This window comes from Xenorhabdus sp. TH1 (assembly GCF_037260955.1).
In the GTDB taxonomy this organism is placed as follows: domain Bacteria; phylum Pseudomonadota; class Gammaproteobacteria; order Enterobacterales; family Enterobacteriaceae; genus Xenorhabdus; species Xenorhabdus griffiniae.
Genome location: NZ_CP147734.1, coordinates 392992 through 415533 on the forward strand (window position 1 = coordinate 392992; position 22542 = coordinate 415533).

The window sequence follows — 22542 nt, forward strand, 5'->3', positions numbered from 1 at the left end:
GAAACCAGCTTAAGAGTGGCTGTGTATTAACGATGCATGCCCAAAATACTGATATGCAATGCGCGGGCAGTATCACGAATTCCTGCGTGTTCATAGCAAGATCAACGACGTGTTCTTTTATACCTGTTTGATACGCTCGATAGGCGTATTCCAGTTGGAAGGTTCGGTTGCAGGAGAAATAGTGATAGCGTTGGTGACCGGCATCGCCTTTACCACGCTTTTTGACGAATTCCGTTTACTGACAAAATCGACATTTTACTTCAATTGTTGCTTTTTAATTTCTCAGAAAAAATGGTGATTATATAAAATCATCAATGGGTTGAATACGTAACCAAAAAATGGAAGCGCTTTACACCCGATTAACTGTTAACTTTCAGACTTTAAAATTTTTAGCTGATTTAATTATGTATAGTAACTATTCTCAAATGAGAATATATATAGTTCATTAATAAGGTTATATTTCATATATAAATCATTAATAAAGTTATATTTCATATATAAAACAATATGTTATAAATAAATATTGTGATAATGTTTTGTGAATTGGCGTAATAAGTGAATTTTTGAAAGGTAGTTGAATGAAAAGGAATTGGAATAACCAGTATTGTTCTAATATAGATGTACATCAGCATGCTAAACAGACGATACCTTGCGAAAAAATTCTAGGAAGTGACACCGGAAATAATAAAAATGATAAAACGTTTAATTTGAAAGTGTGTGGGATCTCTCGAGCTTAAAATTCAGGGTGAGAAAATAGGCGCTCATTAATTATCCAATTCTGGATGCGCTATTTTTTTGAATAAAATTAATTTAATAATAGCTCGAGATGTGCGCTTGATTACGGTTAACTTTTTTATTATGACTTATATATGCATACAACATTTAATTAACATGTGTCGCGTTGTGTAGGTATATAAAATGAAGCAAAACAGTACATCAGAAAGGCATCATCAATTACGAATAGCAATCTTTGGTATGCTAGTGTTAGCACTAGGTATGGGAATAGGACGTTTTCTATTTACACCGATGCTACCTGTCATGCTAAATGAAAATAAATTCACTTTTGTACAATTATCATGGATTGCCAGTTCAAACTATGCCGGTTATTTGATAGGTAGTTTATTATTTTCATTTGGTTTTTTTCACAGCACAAGCCGTACACGTTTGATGTTATTAATATCAGCAGTTTCCACAGGAGGGCTTATTTTAGCAATGGCTTTCTTTATGCAACCTACTATAGTCATCTTTATACGATTTTTGGCTGGAGTTGCCAGCGCAGGTACGATGATTTTTGGTTCCATGATTGTTTTGCAGAATACCCGTAGCCCTGTAGTAATAGCTTCGTTATTTGCAGGTGTTGGTACTGGAATATTTATCGGTAATGAATATGTTATTGTTGGCCTTCTCTATATGTATGATGCCAATACTCTCTGGCTTGGCGCTGCTGCTATATCTGGTTTAATCCTAATAATGTTAGTTGTGTTATTACCTTCTGGTTCTTATTTACTTTCTCCCACAAAAAATCAAGTAGGAGAAAGCCAGATCATGCATTGGTGGCAACTGGCCATACTTTATGGTTTAGCCGGATTTGGTTACATTATCGTAGCTACTTATCTCCCTTTGATGGCGAAAGATGCCGGAATACCGCTCTTAACCGAACATTTATGGTCATTTGTGGGATTATCCATAATTCCCGGATGTTATGGTTGGCTTTGGGCCGCTCGACGCTGGGGAATATTGAAATGTCTGACTGTAAATTTATTAATTCAGGGTATATGCGTTCTGTTGACATTATTCAGCAATATTCCGTTTTTGCTCACCCTGAGTTGTATCGGATTTGGAGCAACCTTTATGGGTACTACATCTCTGGCTATGTCACTGGCAAAACAACTCTATGTCCCTAAAAATATCAATCTCCTGGGCGTTGTAACATTGACTTATGGGATAGGCCAGATAATAGGGCCGTTATTAACAAGCGTTTTAAGTGTAGGTTCTGATGCTGTGATGAGAGCGACAGCATGTGGTGCCGTTGCACTATTTATTGCAGCTGGGATTAGCCAGTATCAATTTTACAAAAGTACGCGTTTATATTGATTTTTATAAGAGAGAGTTAAAATGCGACGAACGACAATTGCTATTTTGGGAATGGGGCCGAGAGGGTTAAGTATTCTCGAACGTATCTGTGCATTTAATGGATTACAATCTTTCCCAAACGATATTGAAATTATTTTAATTGATAGCAATGATATGGGAACTGGGGCGCACAGCCCAAATCAACCTGACCATCTTTTAGTAAATACAGTTGCCTGCCAGATTACTGTATTTGGAGATACAACCGTTAAAGGAGCGGGACCTTTGCGAGTGGGTCCATGTTTTCATCAGTGGGCAAATGAACAAGGTTATAGAAATATTGATGGTCATTATGTTCGTTCATCAACAGGTAACCTTATTGGCCCTAATGAATATCTACCACGTAAATTACTCGGAGAATATCTGAATTGGGCATATCAAGAATTTACACGAGATTTACCATCTAACATTCATATTAAACAGATTAAACATAAAGCAATTAACATACTTTCTGAATGTGAAGACCGATCTATTGTCGTACTGGATAATGATCAGCAGATTCTAGTTGATTTTATCTATATTACTACTGGTCATGGTGGGAATATGCCATCAATCGATGACTATTGTTTACAACATTTTGTGTCTTCAAATACTCAAAAAAATTCACTGCTAAATTATTATTCAGATCCTTATCCTATTGAAAAACTCAATGAGATAAAGCCAAACTGTCGTGTATTTATTCAAGGTATTGGTTTAACTGCCTATGACGTAATATCCCAGTTTACAGTGGGGCGGGGGGGTAAATTTACTTATCAGGATGGTAAGCTAACCTATTTACCAAGTGGGAAGGAGCCTAATCTTGCACTATATTCACGGCAAGCATTGCCATTTAGTAGCCGAGGCGTAAATCAGAAAGGAGCAGGTGGCCAATATAGCCCAGTATTTATTACTTCTGCTGCAATAGAAGATTTGCGTAGAAAAAATATGCAGGATAATGGAAATTCACAACTTGATTTCTCTACTCAAATATTTCCTTTATTGTTCAAAGAAATGTGCTACGTATACCGTTGCACTTTAGATGGTATTTGGGTTGATGCAAATAATTGGAAGCCGGGAAAGGAAGAAGAAAGCGCGATATTACGTATCCTGTATCCTCATGAAGGGAAAATGCATTCTAATCTGCATGATTATACTCGCTGGTTTAAAACTTTCTTACAGGATGATCTAAAAGCAGCCGAAGAGGGTAACGTGAAAGGTCCGGTGAAAGCTGCCACCGATGTGATACGAGATGTCAGAGATATTTTACGTGGTGCAATTGATTTTTCAGGACTTACACCGGAATCACACCAATATTTTCTAGAACATTATAATCCAATATTCAACCGTATTGCTGTTGGTCCGCCAAAACAACGTAATGCACAGTTGTTAGCCCTCATAGAGGCGGGAATTGTCACCCTTGCTGGAGGAAAAAATGCTACTCTGACTCTTAATTCCAGCACTGGTCATTTTGAAATTCACTCCCGATTTGTGAATGAAACGAATATAACTACAGGTGATATTATCATTAAAGCTAAAATAGCTAATTTCTCACCTATAGATGATAATTCAGAACTGATGCGTAACTTAATATCCAGCGGTACCATTCGCCCATTCCTCAATCGACGTTACCATCCAGGAGGTATAGATATTGACGCTCAGCAACATCCTATTACCAGTAAGGGCCAAGCATTAAAAAATATTTGGGCATTAGGTAATTTGGCTGAAGGTGCAAATTTTTATACTTATGTACTTCCTCGTCCTCATGTCAATTCTCGATTTTTGGTTGATGCAGGGCGTTGTGTAAAAGAAATGTATCAGCAACTCGCAGAATACCAGACCCGAGTTTGGGACAATGAGAATGTTGCCTAAGCAGATAAAACTTATATCATGTAATGTGACGCCTATAATGACGGCGTCATTTTTCATTTTCCTTATCGTCAATAGTATCCACAAAAAAAATATAGAAATGGAATTAATTGCTGGATCTTGTTGTATTATTTATTTGATTTCATCTATATCTTTTTGGTGGAAAAAAACTTCTGCCCGCAGTGGAATCCTAATCTTTGCTGTTTGTTTTATTATTTTAATTTCAGGAAATAGACTATCTTCAATTTCACTTTCAGATTTAATGCATCGGTACTTAGACGTATTCTGGTTGTTACTAGGGGTGGGGTTACTTCGGCAGGTAATGTTATCTTTACCTCTTGACCATTTTCTCCGTAGTTTATTGGTAAAAAATAAGCCTCGTTATCGTTCACTTCTTATTGCTGGAGTGACGATTTTTATGACACTACCAATGAGCCTTGGTGCTATCCCTCTTGTTATTGATAGTTTGAAAAGATTAGTTGAACCACGATTACAGTTGGCTATGATTGTTTCTCGAATGGTCTCTATTACTATGGTATTAATACCCATAACTATTGGGGCTGCTACGGTTTATTCTGCAATGCCGAAAATTTCGTTATCAGAGACAGCATTGCTTGGTATTCCGTTGTTAATTTTTAGTCTTGTATTAAATGAAAAAACACCTGTAAATATTGTAAATGATAAAGATGAAGCTAATGAAGAGTTACCAGAACTGAGTCGGATTATAATATTCACCGTGCTGTTTTGGTCAGGTATTTTAATATCATTGTTAATTTTTAAATTTAATTCATTGCAGAGTTTGGCAATAACGTCAGGTATTATTTTTGTTATAGATAGACTAAGTGGAAAACATTCATTGATGAATTCAGGAATATCAACAGCTACTCAGTCAATATCTTCTGAAATTTTATTGCTTTTATCCTGTAGCTTGCTGGCATCGACAGTTTCTCTTTATTTAAATTCTATTCCAAGTGAATTAAGTCAATGGGTGAGCGATTTATACGATTGGCAAAAATATGCTGTTATATTATTCATTTTACCTATTTTTAGTATAGTTGGTTTGCATCCATTAATTCTTTTTAGCCTGTCTTGGTCTCTCTTTTCACCATATATGTCTGGGAGTGCGGCAGATTATCAGGTATGGATATGTTTGTTTATTTCCACTCAATTATTATCTCCCGTATCAATTAATGCTGTTTTTGTTGCTAATAGTTTGTCTGTATCGACATTCGATACGAGTTATAGAATGCACACACGATATGTTTTTCTTTTTAATTTTTTCGCGCTCATTTATCTGAGCATCATTTCCATACTGTTATAATGTTAAGGAGCATATATGCCATACGTAAATATTAAAATTACCCGTGAAGGTGTTACTGCAGAGCAAAAGCGCCAGTTGATGGAAGGAGCAACTCAGCTTTTAGTTGATGTATTGAATAAAAATCCTAAAACTACCATAGTCGTTATTGATGAAGTGGAAACTGATAATTGGGGAATCGCTGGTGTGCCAGTAACAGAATTGCGAAAATCCAATCAATAAAAACTTTTTATTTTTTCCATGAGAGCGCTGCCTTATTTGATGCAGCATTTATGGTAGTACTTAGATTGAATCAGTTGTAAACTAAATTTTACAACTGATTGTTCATCAATTCATGGCTCGATACAAGGCCAGAACGTTTAGCATACTGTTTTACACACAGGCTGAACCTAATATTGTTGATAAAATATTATCTAAATTAATCGATATTTTAGATCCTCAATTGAATTGAGTGTTTTAATAATAAAGAGCTTTTATTATCGTTGGTTATTTTGGTCGCTATCACTTTTCCCTGATGGTTGACGGTCAAATGCCACTTTATTAAGAAAATCCTTCATTATTTTGTATATCTGAGTTTCTTGTTCAGACAAGATAAAATGATCCCCAGATACCTCAATAATATTAAATGTTTTTTGAGTACATTCCCGCCAACGTAAAGGAGGCGTTGGCAATAGTGGATCATTATTTCCATAAACCACTAAAATTGGAATATCGTTCAATGGAGAAGACAATTCTGCACTAATCGAATTAGCAACACATAAGTCTGCTTCCAATACATTTAAAAAACTTTGCAACATTGTAGATTCTTCCCGTAACCATTTAGGAAGTTGACCTAATTTTGTTGTAAATTTTAGTAATTGTTGATGAGTGAATTCCCCAGCTCCTAAGAAGAATTTACGACGACAATGTATAGGTTCATTAGAAATCACGACTAAGATAATCTTTCTTTTAGGTGATAGCTTACGGCAATATGAGGCCATTACATAGGCAATATATGCCCCTAAGCTATATCCAAATAATACAATATCACCTTGAGGTGGGACTTGTGATGCAAAATCCTTAATAACATGATCAACACAATACATTAATGGTTCATGACGACGACGCCCCCGCCCGGGCATTTCAAGTTGAATGACGTTGAAATCATCAAAACAACGTTTGGCAAAATCCGAAAATATGGATGAATTACCGCCAGCATGATGAAACATCAATAATTGAAGGCGTTGATTATTCATAACGTCTCCCTTCGGCAATACGCCCTAATAAAGCTGAAAAGACTATAATTGCTCCTCCTATACCTTTTAAAATACCAATAGATTCCCCCATCAGTATGATGGCAAATAGAGCCGCAAAAGTGGGTTCCAGAGACAAAATTAATCCTACTCGTGTCGGACTCGTTGTTTTGGCAGCATAAAGTTGCATGAGGAATGCAAAGGCAGTTGCCATCACACTTAAAAATAAAATGTATCCCCAGGCATTAAGAGAGATCGCAGGGATAAAGCGTAATGAAACAGGTTCAATGGTTAAAACAAAAATGAACCCTAATAGAGAAACGGTGACCAACTCAATCAGAGTGATATTAATCAATGAATAGGGTTTACTTGCTGTTTGTTTACCAAACATGAAAATTTGGAAACCACGAATCAAAGCAGCCAGCAGGATGAGCAAGTCTCCCTTATTAACCCCGAAATTACCCGTATTGGCGAAACTTAATATTCCTCCACCAACTAAAGATAAGAGGCAAGTACAGTAAATCAATTTACTTTGCTTACGTTTTCCAAATACACGCTCAAAGAACGGCACTATTACTACCGATAATGCAATAAGAAACCCAGCATTAGCCGCCGTCGTATATTTCACGCCCAGCGTTTCTAATGTCAAAATAGCGTATAATAAACCACCAAATAGTATGCCGTTAACTAATTCTCCTTGAGTAATCTTACGCAAGCGTATTTGAGCACCAATAAATATAAACGGTACAGCTAACGCAAAGCGAAGCATGAGAAACAGCGGAACAGTGACACCAGCTTGAATGATGAGCTGCATCAGGGAATAACTCGCCCCCCAAGACAAGGCAATAACCAGTAATCCCAAATCTAAAAGATACAGTTCTATGTTCGATAATTGCTTACGAGGCATGGTCTGACCTCAAAAAAATATGGCTGGCGTCATAGCTGATACGCAGAATCCCCTTTTTGACTTTGGTTGATTTAATAGAAAATTCATTGATTTTTTTAAGATTATCAACATGTGTACCAGCGCAAGGGGCGGGTTCAGTGCCTTCAATTAAACACAAACGGATGTCGCCTTCATACCAAGTCTTTACCTGCTTCCCATCAGATAATTTAATTCTAATAGCTGCTTCAATATCCTGTAGTGGTAATTGATGTAACGGTATGGTTTGGTCTCCTGTTGGAGAAAATTCTACTCGTGATTCTCCAGGAAAATGATGACCTTTAGTAGCGAGCCAACCATATTGGCGCAACTCCCAGTTCAGCAAATGACCCGTAGTATGTAATGCTGCGTGAGAAATACGGTCTGCCACCGAGACTTTGGATATCACTTTATCTCCCAGCGAATGGCGAAGAGGTAATTCAGGATAGATAGCTACCTGGCTGCTAGTAGGCTGTTTTCTGATTTTAACAGATATATCATTCACCCACCCAATATCAGACGGCTGACCGCCACCTTGCGGATGAAAAATATTCTCTTTTAGAATAAACCAATTTCCCCAATCATCAGAACCAATCGCAATTATTTCGCTCGTGCAGAAAAAACAATACGTATCGTCCAGATAGCGCTGAATTTGTGTCATAAAAAATGCCTTTTATAATTGTGTAAATAATGGAGTAAACGGTTGTCCACGTAAGTTATGAGAAATGACTCTATTGTTATTATAGCGATTTTTTCCTGATACGATCACACAACCAAATTTATCAAGAGGTATATTCCCGCCATATTCGTAAACATGGTCAGTATTGGGATAGATATCCACATAACTGGGAGCATAACGGGCTACAAACCCCATACGGAAATTATCTTTAGTCATATTTGGATGAGAGGCATGCATCAATGTGGACCAAAAGATCACACACTGACCTGCTTTCATTTCTAGAGAAACGGCTTGAGTTTCATCGGGCTTCCAGTCTGGATCAATTTGCAATTGCCGATAATCGTAACCAAAAAAACCACGATGAATACCATCCTTAGTTAAACTATTGACAATATCGCTTTGATATTCCATTGATTTAGTCTCATCATAATTCATTTTGACATGAGTACCAGGAATGATTTGTAAACAACCATTTTCAATTGTGGCGTCTGTAAATGCAGTCCAAACCGTTAATGTTCCTTTACCGAATTGCTCTTCTGTTTCTCCTGGCCATAAAATTTGAGGTTTACCACTGGCATTCGCGAAAGTGTCAGCTTGATGCCAATCTGTCCCCTCATCTCCTGGATATTTTGGGAAAAACTCAGTTCTCCAGCATAAAACGTCATCTCCTAAAATGCTTGAAACAGGAGCAATTATTTTAGGGTGGATAATATGTCGACTAAGTAAGTCAAGATCTAAGTGACGATCGTAGTTCGAAATATTAGTTGCTGCTCCATATGAATCAGTAGGATATGCTGCATAACTACGATCAGGAAGTTGGCGGCGAACATCATTCCACACTTTATTCACTTCTTCTTTGGAATAAATGGTCAATGGACCAATAAATCCATTTTTATGAAAATTATTTAATTGCTCTTTATTAAGTTTAAGATACATAACAAACTTCCTATTTTAAATTGATTATTTATTTATATAAGTAGATTCAATAAATGTTTCATACAGCGTAGCGTTAAAAAGCTTCTCCATAGACAAAATTAAATTGAATTCATTCTTTATTTTCTCATTTAATAAGACTGCTATCATGGAATGACCGCCAACATCAATAAAATCATCATTAGATTTAACTGTTTTTTCTAACATACTTCCCAATAAGGAAAGATATCTATCTAAGGCTTTTAATTTTATATCGCTTTCATTAGTTAATATATTGTTATCTATCATTTATTTACTCCAAGTAATTTAAAATTAGTTTTTTGTCAATTTTCCCATTAATTGTTTTAGGTATGGTTTCTATTTTTCTATAACGCAATGGTCTCATATATATTGGTAAATTTTCTTTTGCTAAATTAGTTAAAGCTCCAATGGATTCTTTTTCTGATGTGGAAGAGGTAAAAAAACAAATCAAATAGTCACGACTAACTTCAGAATATGAAGCTATTACTGAAATATCATTTATTTTTTCATATCTAGCTAGAACTGATTCAATCTCTCCAATTTCGATTCTATAACCATTTATTTTCACTTGCTGATCACATCGACCACAATAAACTAATTCACCTTTCTTGTTATAAGAAACTAAATCACCAGAGCAGTAATATCGATGCCAAATGCCATTGTTTTCTAACCAAATAAACTTATCCTTGTTCTTAGTTTCATCGTTTAAATATCCTTTGGTTACTTGATGACCTGATAATAAAAGCTCACCACTTTTTTTGTTAGTTACGTTATCATCACTTATTGGGCGGATAGCATAATCGAATCCAGGTAATAGATATCCTATAGTGGACTCAAAATTTTCTAAATCATTTTCATTAACAACATGCCAACTTGCGTGAATGGTAGTTTCAGTAATACCATACATATTAACTAATTGAGGTGAGTTAAAACCAAACTGTTTATACCAATTTCTCAATGCTTGAAAGTTTAATCTCTCTCCTCCAAAGATAATAAAACGCAATGATAATTCTTCCATTCCGAATTCAGCAAGGGCACGGGAATTAATAGAAAATGCCGTCGGTGTTTGGTTTAGTAGAGTAACTTTTTCATCTTTAACTAATTTAGCCAACTTATATGGCGTTATTCGTGTCTCTTCATCTGGTATCACTAACCTGCCACCATAGGCTAAAACAGACCAAATTTCCCATACTGAAAAATCAAATGCATAAGAATGATATAAAAGTGTAATATCAGTCTCATTGAAACGATAAAAACATTCTGTTGCATTAAATAATGAGAGTAAATTTTCGTGAGTAATTGGAACTCCCTTTGGGGAGCCAGTAGTTCCAGATGTATATATTATATATGCAGTTTCTTGTAATAATGATTCGTCATATACCATAGACATTGGTGTAGTATTAATCATGAAATTAGTATTTTCTGTTTCACATCTATGATGTAAAATTGAACTGTCATCATTGATGATTAAAACTGGACAAGCATCATTAATAATTAAATTATTTCTTTCTTTAGGTGCTTTTTTATCAATTGGAATATATGCTGCTCCAACATATTGCACTGCTAATAAAGTAGCTATCAATTCTACAGAATGAGAAAGTTCTACAGCGACTTTATCACCTGGCTTAACTCCTTTTTTTTGTAATTCATTAGATATGTTTATAATAAAATTTTGTAATCCGTGGTAACTCAGTTCCCTTTTATTCTCTTTAATTGCTATTCTTTCTGGATATTTTTTAGCAGCAATAAAAAATCGGCTTAGCATTGTTTTTTTATTACATTCCATTGATAAAGACTCGGTCATAGAAAACCTCCTATAGTAAAAACCGCTTTAACAAAGACGTGTAATTCTCACTCATTCATTATTGTTTCATTTAACACCACAACATTAAAAGATTGCTCTTAAACAATTAATAAACCAGTTCAAGAACACTATAATTTTAACTTTTGCTGTAAACATAAGAAGCAAAAATTCCAGTAACATAATTCTTCTGTTTTTGGGAGTTTATGTCTTTAATAATGCTGGTCTTCAATTAAAATATAAAATATCGCGAAACCTTTCAACGTCAGTGGGTCTAATAAGAGCCTATTCAGCCAACAATTTACGGATATGGTTGATCAGTTGCGTTTTTTCTTCCACCACAAGTCGCCGCATTTTCAAAAAAGTTTGCTCATCTCGCTGTTCAAGGCTTTTACTCTTACCGGACGGATTGTGCCATGTTGGCAGGCCTCAGAAATTGTCTGAGCATCGTTATGGTCATTGTTTTGCTTACGTCGGTAGGCTTTATAACATATTCATATTGCGAAGGGAGGATGGGCACCCAATGTCCGAATGCCTATCCCTGAGTGATAACGCTTTTGTTTCCAAATCATGACATAGGGCTTGCGACACCACCCTATAACTGCTCTGTCATCCCTTTCACTAGCCTTTAACCAAGCTGAGGTTATCGGTCATCTCATTGAACGCAAATTTCACTTCTTGCTTGTCCCTATGTTTTCCAATGAATTTTTTATGCTGAGGACTTTTATGTGGGGTACTCAGAAACAAAAAAAGCACTTTCTCAAAAGAGAAAGTGCTTCTTCAACAACATGTTGACTGACTAGGATCAGTTCATGCCATATTTTTTCAGTTTCTTACGCAGAGTGCCACGGTTGATTCCCATCATCAGTGCTGCGCGAGTCTGGTTGCCACGGGTGTATTGCATCACCATGTCCAACAGTGGCTGTTCTACTTCAGCCAGTACCAGCTCATACAGGTCATTAACGTCTTGACCGTTCAGTTGAGCAAAATAGTTCTTCAGTGCTTGTTTAACCGAATCACGCAGAGGTTTTTGAGTTACCTGATCTTGTGAATTTACAGTAGCAACGGTTAGTACATCAGAATTTACGCGTTGTTCGAACATAGTTCTGTCAGCTCTTTTCTTTATTTACGCAAAAATTTTCGAAGTATGCCTTCAACACCTCCAGCTGTTCGCTGGCATCCTCTATGGCGTTGAATGTGCGCCGAAACTGGTCATCAGGGGCATGTTCCTTGAGATACCAAGATACATGCTTGCGTGCAATACGAACTCCTTTGCCTTGACCGTAAAAGTCATGCAGTTCTCGTACATGCTCGCTCATTAAACGCTGCACTTCGCCAAGGGGCATCGGTGGCAGCAATTCTCCTGTTTCCAGATAATGCTGGATTTCCCGAAAGATCCAGGGTCTTCCCTGAGCAGCACGGCCTATCATCAGGGCATCAGCCCCAGTGTATTCAAGCACTGCTCTGGCTTTTAGCGGGTCAGTAATGTCGCCATTGGCAATAATTGGAATGGCAACAGTCTGCTTAACTGTCCGAATATTGTCGTACTCGGCTTCACCATTAAACAGGCAAGATCGCGTCCTGCCATGTATCGTAAGAGCCTGAATACCACAACGTTCGGCCAATTGGGCAATTTCTACACAGTTACGTTCTTCCGGTGACCAACCTGTGCGGATCTTCAAAGTGACAGGCACATCAACTGCATTGACTACCGCAGAAAGGATTTTTTCAACCAGTTCTGGATAACGTAGTAATGCAGAGCCTGCCAGCTTACGATTCACCTTCTTAGCTGGGCACCCCATATTGATATCGATGATCTGGGCACCATTAGCGACGTTAATTTTCGCTGCCGCCGCCATTTCATCGGGATCACTACCGGCTATTTGTACAGAACGCACTCCGGGTTCGTCGCTATGAACCATACGCAGCCGTGATTTATCCGTCTTCCAAACCTGGGGATTGGAAGAAAGCATTTCTGAGACTGTCATTCCTGCTCCCATCTGGTAGCAAAGAGATCGAAACGGGCGATCTGTTATGCCTGCCATAGGAGCCGCAATAAGACAGTTTTTCAACTGGTATTGTCCGATACGCATAGACGAAGAAAGAGTGGTCAACTGTGACTAAGGGCGCGTATATTACGCATTTTTCACAAGATATGAAAGGCCAAACTTTGAGCGAATCGACATTTATAACGGATTTTTTCCAGTTGATTTTTTTAAAATTGGTTGATTACTGTTAAATAACAAATGGTTACATTTTATTGCTGAAATTTGTTATTACTTATATTTCTAATCATAAACAGAGCGGATTACCACTAATTGACCTCCTGGGGGATCATTTTAGTGGATAATCACGCTTTTCAATAGGTATCAGTTGATTATTTTTTAATCCCTGTGATACGACACCATTCTTCTTGTTCAGCTATTGGATCAATAATGAATTCATTGTCATAGGCCTGAGCTACCCCATCAGCTTGACTGGCCAGAACACCGGATAAGCCTAATAATCCACCAGATTTAGGCAGGGAGCCAATGACAGGAGCAAGTTCACGCAGAGGACCTGCCAGAATATTGGCAATCACGATATCGCATTCAAGGTCTTTAGGTTGATCTTTGGACAGGTAGAGGGTTAATTGGTCAGATACACCATTGCGTTCGGCGTTATCTCGGCTGGCTTGAATGGCTTGTGGATCGATATCAATACCGATGGCGTGTTTTGCGCCCAGTTTCAGCGCTGCGATAGCCAATATGCCTGAGCCGCAACCAAAGTCGATCACGGTTTTACCTGCCAGATCAAGGCCATCCAGCCATTGCAGGCAAAGGGAGGTGGTTGGATGAGTACCCGTGCCGAAGGCCAAACCAGGGTCAAGCATGACATTGACGGCCTCTGGTTCAGGCACTTCGCGCCAGCTAGGGCAGATCCACAGACGCTTCCCGAAGCGCATAGGGTGGAAGTTATCCATCCACTCTCGTTCCCAATCTTTATCTTCCAGTTGTTCAATTTTGTGGATAAAACCTTTACCCAGTTGTGGAAGTTGCTCCAATTGGCTGACAACCGCTTTCATATCCATTTCAGCGTCATACAGGCCGATAACATCGGTATCACCCCATAAACGCGTCTCGCCCGGCAGAGGCTCAAAAATAGGGGTATCGTGGCTATCCTGAAAGGTGACTGATACTGCGCCACTTTCCATCAGCTCATCGCCTAATGCTTCCGCTTGTTGTCCCGTGGTGTTTAATCTTAATTGTATCCAAGGCATAAAAAATTCTCGTTTTGTGGATCACGTTATTGTGTGAAATGTAACCGGTTAGAGCAAGCCGCACCAAATTTATTTCCTAGCCAAAATGCCAGTAAACTCAGCAATAGCGATGGCACGATAGGGTGGAAACCAAGCAGCTGGATATTGAACGTTGCCAGCAAAGTATAGCTTGCGGCTCCTGTCAGCATTGAGCTGATTGCTCCCTGGGCATTGGCTTTTTCCCAATATAATCCTAGCACTAGTGGCCAGAGGAAAACGGCTTGCAGTCCACCAAATGCCAGCAAGTTCAGCCAGATAATCATCTCAGGTGGGCGCCAGGCTGCCAGTAGCAGTAATGCCCCTAAAAATAGGGTGGAATAACTGGAGATGCGTGACAGTTTTTTCTCCTGGCTGATCTGGTGTGGAAACAGGTTTAAATAGAGATCTTTGACGATAGTGGCCGAAGATTGCAGTAATTGGGCGTTAATGGTGGACATAATCGCCGCCATTGGTGCAGCCAGAAAAATACCGGCAGCAACAGGAGGCAGTACCGTGATCATTAACGTTGGGATCACTTGATCGGGGATCGTCAGATCAGGAATGATGGCTCGGCCAAGGGCACCAGCAAGGTGCATACCGAACATCAGGAATGCCATTACGAGTGTGCCAAGCACAATACCACGGTGAACGGCTTTACTGTCTTTATAAGAGATACAGCGCACTGCGGTGTGTGGCAGCCCAACAACACCAAAGCAAACCAGTACCCAGAAAGACGCCATAAATGGCCCTGTGAGGATATTATCGACGCCATAAGGAGAAACCAGATTAGGGTCAATAGTGCGCAGTGTCGTCACTGCTGCTGATAATCCACCGGCTTTATAGATAATGCCTGCCAGTAATAACGCGGTTCCCAGCAACATCACTAATCCTTGTAAGGCATCATTAAGGACGCTGGCTCTAAAACCGCCAAAAGCCGTATAGAGGGCGATGGAAACGCCAAAAATCAATAGCCCTGTATCGTAAGGAATACCGGCGGCGGTTTCCAGTAAACGAGCACCGCCAATGAATTGCACTGTCATAGCACCGATAAAGGCCACCAGCAGGCTTATACTGGCAAACCAGACCAGAAAGCGGCTTTGGTAGCGTGCATATAGCATATCGTTGAGGGTGACCGCATTATAACGGCGGGCGAGGATCGCAAATTTTTTTCCCAATACGCTCAGTGAGAGCCATATCGCCGGCAATTGGATCAATGATAATAACACCCAACCGATACCATACTTATAAGCGGCACCAGGGCCACCAATAAAGGAACTGGCACTGATATAGGTTGCGGTAATGGTCATTGCCAGTACAAAACCCCCCATTGAGCGGTTGCCGAGAAAATACTCACTGAGGAATTCGCCTGTTTGTCGGCGGCGATAAGCATAGATTGAGAGCATGAACACTAATGCCAGATATCCCACGAGAGGCAGAATGACTTCACTTTGCATCACTATCCTCCAGTGGAATGTCCTTGAATATAAACTTCACCATCAAATAGCAAAGGATGATAAATAAGGCAGGTAGCAGCAGGCAAGCCAGTTCAAACCAGCGAGGCAACCCAGTTAAGCCGATGGCATCACTGGGTAAATAAGCACACAGCAGCCAACCAACAAGATAGGCCAATGTCAGGAATATCGCCCAGCGTGCTTCTTTATTGGATTGAACAAATCGTCCGTCCATTCGTTCTCCGGGTAATTTACATGAAACAATAGGGGGGAATATAAAAAATCCCACCGATAAAAGATGGGATTTTATTCAAAGCAACAAACGCTAAATAAGCGTCAAAGAAACCTTACTTATCATGTAAGCCTAATTTCTTCTCCAGATAGTGGATATTGGTTCCACCTTTCTGGAAGTTCTCGTCATTCATGATTGCCAGTTGCAGATCGATATTGGTCTTAATGCCATCAATGATCAACTCGGCCAGTGCGTTCTTCATACGCGCAATGGCCACTTCACGGGTTTCGCCGTAAGTGATGAGCTTACCAATCATGGAATCATAGTAAGGCGGTACGGTATATCCCGCATAGATGTGGGATTCCCAACGCACACCAAACCCACCGGGTGAGTGGAAATGGGTGATCTTGCCCGGACTTGGCAGGAAGGTTTTCGGATCTTCGGCATTGATACGGCATTCGATCGCATGCCCTTTGATTTCAACATCTTCCTGTTTGATGGACAGTGGCATACCGGAGGCGATACGCAACTGTTCCTTAATCAAGTCAACGCCAGTGATCATTTCAGTCACGGGATGTTCAACCTGAATACGGGTATTCATCTCAATAAAGTAGAATTCGCCGTTTTCGTACAGGAACTCAAATGTACCTGCTCCGCGATAGCCGATTTCGATGCAGGCATTGGCGCAACGTTCACCGATACTGCGGCGCAGTTCTGGTGAGATACCTGGTGCTGGCGCTTCTTCCACCACTTTCTGGTGGCGGCGCTGCATGGAGCAGTCACGTTCAGCCAGATAGAGTGCATTGCCCTGACCATCAGCTAAGACCTGTATTTCAACGTGACGTGGGTTTTCAAGGAATTTCTCCATGTATACCATGTCGTTGTTGAAAGCGGCTTTAGCTTCTGCGCGGGTCATGGCGATGGATTGTGCCAGATCTTTATCGCTGCGTACGACGCGCATACCACGACCGCCGCCGCCGCCCGATGCTTTGATGATTACCGGGTAGCCAATGCGGTTTGCAATGGTCTTGTTTTTCTCGGTATCGTCACCCAATGGGCCATCAGAGCCAGGAACGCAAGGGACACCTGCTTTTTTCATTGCATTGATAGCGGAAACTTTATCCCCCATCAAACGGATAGTGTCCGCTTTCGGGCCAATGAAAATAAAGCCAGAACGCTCGACCTGCTCGGCAAAGTCAGCATTTTCAGACAGGAAGCCATAACCCGGGTGGATTGCCTGTGCGCAAGTGATTTCCGCCGCAGAGATAATGGCAGGAATATTTAGATAACTTTTAGCTGAGGCAGCCGGGCCAATGCAGACGGTTTCATCCGCCAGCAGGACGTGCTTCAGATCACGGTCTGCCGCAGAGTGTACAGCCACGGTTTTGATCCCAAGTTCCTTACAGGCTCTCAGGATACGCAGTGCAATTTCACCGCGGTTAGCAATGACAATTTTTTCAAGCATGGGGTGCGCCTCGTTATTCGATGACGACCAATGGCTCGTCGAATTCAACAGGTTGACCGTCTTGGACCAGAATTGCTTTTACTACGCCAGTTTTGTCAGCTTCGATCTGATTCATCATTTTCATCGCTTCAACGATGCACAGGGTTTCGCCCTGATTAACGTGCTGGCCGACTTCAATGAAAGGTTTCGCATCTGGGCTTGGTGAACGATAGAACGTACCAACCATCGGAGAGCGAACGGTGTGACCATTGATTTCAGCGGGTTTGTCAGCGGCGACTGGCGCTGCGGGTACAGCAGCCTGCACTGGCTGCTGAGCAGGTGCAGAAATATATTGCTGGGTCACAGGTATTGCCGTGGCTGTCGTTGCCCGGCTGATGCGTACTGACTCTTCACCTTCAGAAATTTCCAGTTCAGAAATGCCAGATTCTTCAACCAGCTCGATCAGTTTTTTTATCTTACGAATATCCATGAGTGTGGTTCCGTACTTTTAAGTCAATTAGTTGGATGTTGACAAGCGGTTGACCGCTGCCTGTAATGCGAAACTGTAACCATCCGCCCCCAATCCACAGATAACACCGACTGCAATATCGGAAAGATATGAGTGGTGGCGGAATGGCTCGCGGGCATGCACATTGGAAAGGTGAATCTCAATAAATGGGATATCTACCGCCAGAAGTGCGTCGCGCAATGCCACGCTGGTATGCGTGTATGCCGCAGGGTTGATTAAAATAAAATCCGTATTGCCCCGCGCAGAATGAATTCTTTCAATCAGTTCAGATTCTGCGTTGGATTGCAGATGGGATAATTCAGCCCCCGATTGTTGAGCTTCTTTTGACAGTCTGTTAACGATGTCATCCAGCGTTAACTTGCCGTAGGTCTCTGGCTCTCGTGTTCCCAACAGGTTCAGGTTAGGGCCATTCAAGAGTAAAATGCGAAACTTGTCTGCCATTGTGCGGGTATCTCCGGCAATCTGTCAACAATCGACCAAGATAACTCGATGTCAACGGTTTGTCATCTCTTTCTGATATTTAGAATTGTAAATTTGGCGATAAAGCCAGACATTATAAATATATCGTGGCATTTGGCAGCTAAATACTGGTCTTATCAGCGCACTTTCACCACTGTTCTGCCCGTAATTTGATTGTTTATCAACTTATTGGCGTGTTCGATCACCTGTTCTAATGTAATTTCATTCGCTGCTTGCTGATAAAAGGGATCTGGCAATAGCGTTTGCAAACGTTGCCAAACGGCAGGGCGTTTCACCGCAGGGACAGTGACAGATTCTACACCCTGTAAACGAACATTACGTAGAATAAACGGCATTACGCTCGTGGGGAGTTGACTGTCACTTGCCATGCCACAAGCGGCTACTGTACCGTTGTAACGCACTTGTGCTAGCAGGGTAGCCAATATCGTGCCACCAACGGTATCTATCACACCAGCCCAACGTTGTTTTTCTAATGGGCGTGATGGCTGGTTGAAATCACTGGCAGGTAAAACCGTTTTCGCCCCCAGCGAGATCAGGTAATCTTGGCTGTCGGGTTTGCTGCTAATTGCAGTGACGGAATAGCCCAGTTGTGATAGTAAGGTAATCGCCGTACTGCCAACCCCACCACTGGCTCCTGTCACGGCGATTTCTCCGCTTTCCGGTGTGACGCCTCCTTGTTCCAACGCCATGACACATAACATGGCAGTAAAACCTGCCGTGCCGATGATCATCGCTTGTCGGGTACTTAATTCGGGCGGCAAGGGGGTCAGCCATTCACCAGATACCTTTGCTTGTTCTGCCAGCCCGCCCCAATGTGTTTCTCCCACACCCCAGCCAGTCAGCAAAACATGCTGTCCAACGTGAAAACGGGGATCTTCGGAATGATGGACAACACCAGAAAAATCAATCCCCGGCACCATCGGAAATTGGCGGATAATCTTTCCTTTGCCGGTGATGGCAAGGGCATCTTTGTAATTGAGTGTTGACCAATGGATATCAACGACCACATTACCCGATGGCAGTTGAGACACATCAATATCTTGAATGGATGCTGATAATATTTCGTGTTGTTCCAGTAATAAGGCTTTCATGATCATCCTCTCTTGATAGGTATCTATCTAACGTTATTACTTTTTTAGCATGACTACGGTTCTGGTATTACTATCATTTTGCATCACGGCAATTTGTACCATTACAACTTTACGTTACTACAATATAGATAAAACCTGACGTACTGAAATGGGCAGACAACAATGTTGTGATATCTCACTAAATTCATCTATTGTTTTTATAATTAATGAACTATTTCGCCTTGGGACTTTCTTTGTCATGTTGTTTTTTGGTGTATTAGCTGAATTAACCCATTTTTATGTAGTTTTTTTCTGCTCCGTTAGAGAAAAGTAACGTAGAATATCGTATTTCTGATGTGAATAACGTGGCCACTTTTATTGAAGTAGTAAAAGTAGTTAATTATGCGCCTTGTCGCTGCTTCATGTGGTTGATAGAGTAGACGGACAATCTCCGTCCCCAGCTTGCAGGATTATCCTTTCGTTATGTTAAAGAAATTTCGTGGCATGTTTTCCAACGATTTGTCCATTGACTTGGGTACTGCCAATACCCTTATTTATGTCAAAGGCCAAGGAATAGTATTGGATCAACCCTCTGTTGTGGCTATTCGTCAGGACAGAGCCGGTTCACCAAAAAGTGTTGCAGCGGTGGGGCTGGAAGCAAAACAGATGCTGGGACGTACTCCGGGTAATATTGCTGCTATCCGTCCCATGAAGGATGGGGTTATTGCTGATTTCTATGTTACCGAAAAGATGCTACAGCATTTTATCAAGCAGGTTCACAATAACAGTTTCATGCGCCCAAGTCCGCGCGTGTTGGTCTGTGTGCCTGTCGGTGCGACTCAAGTTGAGCGTCGTGCTATCCGTGAATCCGCCCAAAGTGCAGGAGCACGAGAAGTATTTTTAATTGAAGAACCTATGGCAGCTGCTATTGGTGCTGGTTTGCCAGTTTCCGAGGCAACGGGTTCAATGGTTGTTGATATCGGTGGGGGAACCACTGAGGTTGCTGTTATTTCCCTTAATGGGGTGGTTTATTCTTCTTCTGTGCGTATTGGTGGTGACCGTTTTGATGAAGCTATCATCAACTACGTTCGTCGTAATTATGGCTCCCTGATTGGGGAAGCAACGGCAGAGCGCATTAAACACGGAATTGGGTCTGCTTATCCAACGGATGAAGTACGAGAAATCGAAGTGCGTGGCCGTAACCTTGCGGAAGGTGTGCCTCGCAGTTTTACCCTGAATTCCAATGAAATTCTAGAAGCCTTGCAAGAACCATTAACAGGTATTGTGAGCGCTGTTATGGTTGCTCTGGAACAGTGCCCACCAGAATTGGCCTCTGATATTTCTGAACGAGGCATGGTGCTGACTGGCGGTGGTGCGTTGCTGCGTAATCTTGATCGGTTACTGATGGAAGAAACAGGCATTCCTGTCATTGTTGCTGAAGATCCCCTGACCTGTGTTGCCCGTGGTGGTGGCAAGGCACTGGAGATGATCGACATGCATGGTGGCGATCTGTTCAGCGAAGACTGAAAGTAACTCTGTGAGCTGGGAGGTGGATATGTTTTATTGGAACCTCCTTGCCGATTGTTCCAGAGTTTTATCATTTATGAGACAATACAGCCCGACAATACGCCATTTATGAAGCCGATTTTTAGCAGAGGGTCTTCTCTGCAACTACGACTCTTTTTTGCTATCATTGTTGCCATCATTTTGATGGTGGTAGACAGTCGCCTTGGTGTTTTCAATAAAGTCCGTAGCTACATGGATACGGCTGTCAGTCCTTTTTACTTTCTTGCCAATGGACCGCGTCAGTTTTTGGACGGTATTTCAGAATCTCTCACTAGCCGTAATCATCTGGAGCTGGAAAATAGAACCCTGCGTAATGAACTGCGGTTGCAAGACAGTAAATTGTTACTGTTGGGGCAACTGAAACAAGAAAATTCTCGTTTACGTGAATTGTTAGGGTCGCCGTTGCGTCATGATGAGCACATGATGGTATCACAGGTGATTTCTGGCGGGATGGATCCATATCGAGATCAAATGGTCATTGATAAGGGGGCGAAGGATGGTGTGTATGAAGGGCAGCCGGTTATCAGTGATCGCGGTGTCGTGGGTCAAGTGACTGCCGTAAGTCAGTTGAGCAGCCGGATATTGTTGATTTGCGATCCCTCCCACGCAATTCCTGTGCAGGTACTGCGTAATGACATTCGTGTTATTGCTGGTGGAGCAGGGTGTACGGATGATCTCCTGCTAGAACCTTTACCCAGTGATACAGACATCCGTGTCGGTGATGTATTGGTGACATCGGGGCTGGGAGGGCGTTTTCCTGAAGGTTATCCTGTGGCTGTCGTTTCTTCTGTCAAAATTGATAACCAGCGGGCTCATTCGGTAATTCGTGCCCGTCCATTGGCTGAATTGCGGCGCTTGCGCTATTTACTCCTATTATGGGGGGGGGATAATGATCCCTCTGAACCATTACCCCCTTCGGAAGTATACCGCGCTGCCAATGAGCGTTTGATGCAGGTGTTACCACAGGTGTTGCCAAACCCACCAAATGAGACATCGCAGTTGCTGGCACCAGAATCAACAGAAACGTCAGCGGAAAAACCGACATTATCAGCGACAGGAAATCATCAATGAGCCAATACTATAGCCAAGGACTTTGGATCATTTGGTTGTCTTTCCTGATTGCGATAGTGCTACAGATTATGCCGTGGCCGGAGCAGTTTTTTATGTTCCGGCCTGCCTTATTGATGCTGTGCTTAGTTTATTGGTTGCTTGCGCTTCCCCATCGTGTCAGCGTTGGTACTGGCTTTGTCTTGGGGATTATTACTGATCTGTTGCACGGAAGTATCTTGGGAGCACATGCTTTGGCATTTAGCATTATCAGTTTCCTGGTCGCATTCAAATTCCAGCTTATCCGCAATATGGCGCTTTGGCAGCAAGCCCTGGTTGTGGTCGGGCTTTCGACATTGATGAACCTCTGTGTTTTCCTGGTTCATACTCTATTACTAAAGACCCTCTTTCATCCAGAAGTGTTCTGGAATGGGGTGGTCAATGGTATTCTCTGGCCTTGGCTATTCTTATTAATGCGGAAAATCCGTCGTCAATTTTCAGTTCGTTAAAGTGGGTTCCTGTATTTAAAAGGCAAAGGCATATAACAAAAAATAGCTGATGGGAT

Annotated in this window: 22 protein-coding genes and 1 pseudogene; 7 read left to right on the forward strand and 16 right to left on the reverse strand. The window is 41.3% G+C overall.

All coding sequences use genetic code 11. The annotated features are described in order from the left end of the window. Positions 1 to 44: 44 nt before the first annotated feature. Positions 45 to 265: pseudogene (locus WDV74_RS01645) on the reverse strand (IS1-like element transposase); the annotation flags it as partial. A gap of 653 nt (positions 266 to 918) precedes the next feature. Between WDV74_RS01645 and WDV74_RS01650 the strand changes: the two are divergent. From WDV74_RS01650 to WDV74_RS01665, 4 genes are read left to right on the forward strand one after another with little or no spacing between them, the layout of a single operon-like run. Next, positions 919 to 2094, forward strand: coding sequence for an MFS transporter (locus tag WDV74_RS01650; protein WP_338884200.1), 1176 nt, complete (start codon positions 919 to 921; stop codon positions 2092 to 2094). Positions 2095 to 2115: 21 nt separating this feature from the next. Further along, positions 2116 to 3978, forward strand: coding sequence for an FAD/NAD(P)-binding protein (locus tag WDV74_RS01655; RefSeq protein WP_338884201.1), 1863 nt, complete (start codon positions 2116 to 2118; stop codon positions 3976 to 3978). A 37-nt stretch (positions 3979 to 4015) separates the two neighbouring features. After that, entirely contained in the window at positions 4016 to 5296 is a 1281-nt protein-coding gene (locus WDV74_RS01660; RefSeq protein WP_338884202.1) for a hypothetical protein, read from the forward strand. Between the two features lie 15 nt (positions 5297 to 5311). Beyond that, positions 5312 to 5515: a 4-oxalocrotonate tautomerase family protein gene (locus tag WDV74_RS01665; protein WP_338884203.1), complete on the forward strand. Its 204-nt coding sequence runs from the start codon at positions 5312 to 5314 to the stop codon at positions 5513 to 5515. 254 nt (positions 5516 to 5769) lie between these two features. On the opposite strand, the gene WDV74_RS01670 is transcribed toward WDV74_RS01665, so the two are convergent. From WDV74_RS01670 to WDV74_RS01740, 15 genes are all read right to left on the reverse strand, one after another. Then, on the reverse strand, positions 5770 to 6528 hold the full coding sequence (locus WDV74_RS01670; RefSeq protein ID WP_338884204.1) for an alpha/beta fold hydrolase: 759 nt from the start codon (positions 6526 to 6528) through the stop codon (positions 5770 to 5772). Then, the gene (locus WDV74_RS01675; RefSeq protein WP_338884205.1) at positions 6521 to 7432 is read right to left on the reverse strand and encodes an EamA family transporter; all 912 of its coding nucleotides are present in this window, start codon (positions 7430 to 7432) and stop codon (positions 6521 to 6523) included. The genes WDV74_RS01670 and WDV74_RS01675 overlap by 8 nt, the downstream gene beginning before the upstream one ends. Next, complete coding sequence (locus WDV74_RS01680) at positions 7422 to 8108, reverse strand: hypothetical protein (RefSeq protein WP_338884206.1); 687 nt, start codon at positions 8106 to 8108, stop codon at positions 7422 to 7424. The genes WDV74_RS01675 and WDV74_RS01680 overlap by 11 nt, the downstream gene beginning before the upstream one ends. Positions 8109 to 8120: 12 nt before the next feature. Continuing rightward, the gene (locus WDV74_RS01685; RefSeq protein ID WP_338884207.1) at positions 8121 to 9062 is read right to left on the reverse strand and encodes a chlorinating enzyme; all 942 of its coding nucleotides are present in this window, start codon (positions 9060 to 9062) and stop codon (positions 8121 to 8123) included. 24 nt (positions 9063 to 9086) lie between these two features. Further along, entirely contained in the window at positions 9087 to 9347 is a 261-nt protein-coding gene (locus tag WDV74_RS01690) for a phosphopantetheine-binding protein (protein ID WP_338804345.1), read from the reverse strand. 4 nt (positions 9348 to 9351) lie between these two features. Beyond that, entirely contained in the window at positions 9352 to 10884 is a 1533-nt protein-coding gene (locus WDV74_RS01695; protein ID WP_338884208.1) for an amino acid adenylation domain-containing protein, read from the reverse strand. Between the two features lie 802 nt (positions 10885 to 11686). Then, the gene (gene fis / locus WDV74_RS01700) at positions 11687 to 11983 is read right to left on the reverse strand and encodes a DNA-binding transcriptional regulator Fis (protein ID WP_010847912.1); all 297 of its coding nucleotides are present in this window, start codon (positions 11981 to 11983) and stop codon (positions 11687 to 11689) included. 7 nt (positions 11984 to 11990) lie between these two features. Further along, positions 11991 to 12974 carry a tRNA dihydrouridine synthase DusB gene (dusB, locus tag WDV74_RS01705; RefSeq protein WP_189759140.1) on the reverse strand — a complete coding sequence of 328 codons (984 nt, stop codon included), beginning with the start codon at positions 12972 to 12974 and terminating at the stop codon, positions 11991 to 11993. A gap of 284 nt (positions 12975 to 13258) precedes the next feature. Continuing rightward, a complete protein-coding gene (gene prmA / locus WDV74_RS01710) occupies positions 13259 to 14140 on the reverse strand; it encodes a 50S ribosomal protein L11 methyltransferase (protein WP_338884209.1) in 882 nt (293 codons plus the stop codon). Positions 14141 to 14166: 26 nt separating this feature from the next. Beyond that, positions 14167 to 15612, reverse strand: a complete 1446-nt coding sequence (gene panF / locus WDV74_RS01715; RefSeq protein WP_338884210.1) for a sodium/pantothenate symporter — start codon at positions 15610 to 15612, stop codon at positions 14167 to 14169. Beyond that, entirely contained in the window at positions 15602 to 15844 is a 243-nt protein-coding gene (locus tag WDV74_RS01720) for a YhdT family protein (protein ID WP_074024973.1), read from the reverse strand. Before WDV74_RS01720 ends, panF begins: the two co-directional genes overlap by 11 nt. Positions 15845 to 15956: 112 nt before the next feature. Continuing rightward, positions 15957 to 17306: an acetyl-CoA carboxylase biotin carboxylase subunit gene (gene accC, locus WDV74_RS01725; RefSeq protein ID WP_338884211.1), complete on the reverse strand. Its 1350-nt coding sequence runs from the start codon at positions 17304 to 17306 to the stop codon at positions 15957 to 15959. Between the two features lie 13 nt (positions 17307 to 17319). Further along, positions 17320 to 17775 (reverse strand): acetyl-CoA carboxylase biotin carboxyl carrier protein, encoded by a 456-nt coding sequence (gene accB, locus WDV74_RS01730; RefSeq protein ID WP_338884212.1) that lies wholly within the window; start codon positions 17773 to 17775, stop codon positions 17320 to 17322. A 27-nt stretch (positions 17776 to 17802) separates the two neighbouring features. After that, complete coding sequence (gene aroQ, locus WDV74_RS01735) at positions 17803 to 18255, reverse strand: type II 3-dehydroquinate dehydratase (RefSeq protein ID WP_189759126.1); 453 nt, start codon at positions 18253 to 18255, stop codon at positions 17803 to 17805. Positions 18256 to 18410: 155 nt separating this feature from the next. After that, the gene (locus WDV74_RS01740) at positions 18411 to 19385 is read right to left on the reverse strand and encodes an MDR family oxidoreductase (protein ID WP_338884213.1); all 975 of its coding nucleotides are present in this window, start codon (positions 19383 to 19385) and stop codon (positions 18411 to 18413) included. A 462-nt stretch (positions 19386 to 19847) separates the two neighbouring features. Between WDV74_RS01740 and mreB the strand changes: the two genes are divergently transcribed. The 3 genes from mreB to mreD all read left to right on the forward strand — a co-directional run bounded on the left by mreB (position 19848) and on the right by mreD (position 22486). Next, positions 19848 to 20891, forward strand: a complete 1044-nt coding sequence (gene mreB / locus WDV74_RS01745; RefSeq protein ID WP_099142737.1) for a rod shape-determining protein MreB — start codon at positions 19848 to 19850, stop codon at positions 20889 to 20891. Positions 20892 to 20999: 108 nt separating this feature from the next. Next, positions 21000 to 22001, forward strand: coding sequence for a rod shape-determining protein MreC (gene mreC, locus WDV74_RS01750; RefSeq protein WP_338884214.1), 1002 nt, complete (start codon positions 21000 to 21002; stop codon positions 21999 to 22001). Then, on the forward strand, positions 21998 to 22486 hold the full coding sequence (gene mreD / locus WDV74_RS01755; RefSeq protein WP_338884215.1) for a rod shape-determining protein MreD: 489 nt from the start codon (positions 21998 to 22000) through the stop codon (positions 22484 to 22486). Before mreC ends, mreD begins: the two co-directional genes overlap by 4 nt. Positions 22487 to 22542 lie beyond the last annotated feature (56 nt).

Excerpts from the sequence above, each read along its gene's own strand:
- mreD (WP_338884215.1), top strand. The coding sequence starts at position 21,998 with ATGAGCCAATACTATAGCCAAGGACTTTGGATCATTTGGTTGTCTTTC.
- mreB (WP_099142737.1), top strand. The coding sequence starts at position 19,848 with ATGTTAAAGAAATTTCGTGGCATGTTTTCCAACGATTTGTCCATTGAC.
- WDV74_RS01720 (WP_074024973.1), bottom strand. The coding sequence starts at position 15,844 with ATGGACGGACGATTTGTTCAATCCAATAAAGAAGCACGCTGGGCGATA.
- WDV74_RS01680 (WP_338884206.1), bottom strand. The coding sequence starts at position 8,108 with ATGACACAAATTCAGCGCTATCTGGACGATACGTATTGTTTTTTCTGC.
- WDV74_RS01695 (WP_338884208.1), bottom strand. The coding sequence starts at position 10,884 with ATGACCGAGTCTTTATCAATGGAATGTAATAAAAAAACAATGCTAAGC.
- dusB (WP_189759140.1), bottom strand. The coding sequence starts at position 12,974 with ATGCGTATCGGACAATACCAGTTGAAAAACTGTCTTATTGCGGCTCCT.
- panF (WP_338884210.1), bottom strand. The coding sequence starts at position 15,612 with ATGCAAAGTGAAGTCATTCTGCCTCTCGTGGGATATCTGGCATTAGTG.
- WDV74_RS01740 (WP_338884213.1), bottom strand. The coding sequence starts at position 19,385 with ATGAAAGCCTTATTACTGGAACAACACGAAATATTATCAGCATCCATT.
- prmA (WP_338884209.1), bottom strand. The coding sequence starts at position 14,140 with ATGCCTTGGATACAATTAAGATTAAACACCACGGGACAACAAGCGGAA.
- WDV74_RS01665 (WP_338884203.1), top strand. The coding sequence starts at position 5,312 with ATGCCATACGTAAATATTAAAATTACCCGTGAAGGTGTTACTGCAGAG.
- accB (WP_338884212.1), bottom strand. The coding sequence starts at position 17,775 with ATGGATATTCGTAAGATAAAAAAACTGATCGAGCTGGTTGAAGAATCT.
- accC (WP_338884211.1), bottom strand. The coding sequence starts at position 17,306 with ATGCTTGAAAAAATTGTCATTGCTAACCGCGGTGAAATTGCACTGCGT.
- WDV74_RS01690 (WP_338804345.1), bottom strand. The coding sequence starts at position 9,347 with ATGATAGATAACAATATATTAACTAATGAAAGCGATATAAAATTAAAA.
- WDV74_RS01675 (WP_338884205.1), bottom strand. The coding sequence starts at position 7,432 with ATGCCTCGTAAGCAATTATCGAACATAGAACTGTATCTTTTAGATTTG.
- mreC (WP_338884214.1), top strand. The coding sequence starts at position 21,000 with ATGAAGCCGATTTTTAGCAGAGGGTCTTCTCTGCAACTACGACTCTTT.
- WDV74_RS01660 (WP_338884202.1), top strand. The coding sequence starts at position 4,016 with ATGACGGCGTCATTTTTCATTTTCCTTATCGTCAATAGTATCCACAAA.
- WDV74_RS01685 (WP_338884207.1), bottom strand. The coding sequence starts at position 9,062 with ATGTATCTTAAACTTAATAAAGAGCAATTAAATAATTTTCATAAAAAT.
- WDV74_RS01655 (WP_338884201.1), top strand. The coding sequence starts at position 2,116 with ATGCGACGAACGACAATTGCTATTTTGGGAATGGGGCCGAGAGGGTTA.
- WDV74_RS01670 (WP_338884204.1), bottom strand. The coding sequence starts at position 6,528 with ATGAATAATCAACGCCTTCAATTATTGATGTTTCATCATGCTGGCGGT.
- fis (WP_010847912.1), bottom strand. The coding sequence starts at position 11,983 with ATGTTCGAACAACGCGTAAATTCTGATGTACTAACCGTTGCTACTGTA.
- WDV74_RS01650 (WP_338884200.1), top strand. The coding sequence starts at position 919 with ATGAAGCAAAACAGTACATCAGAAAGGCATCATCAATTACGAATAGCA.
- aroQ (WP_189759126.1), bottom strand. The coding sequence starts at position 18,255 with ATGGCAGACAAGTTTCGCATTTTACTCTTGAATGGCCCTAACCTGAAC.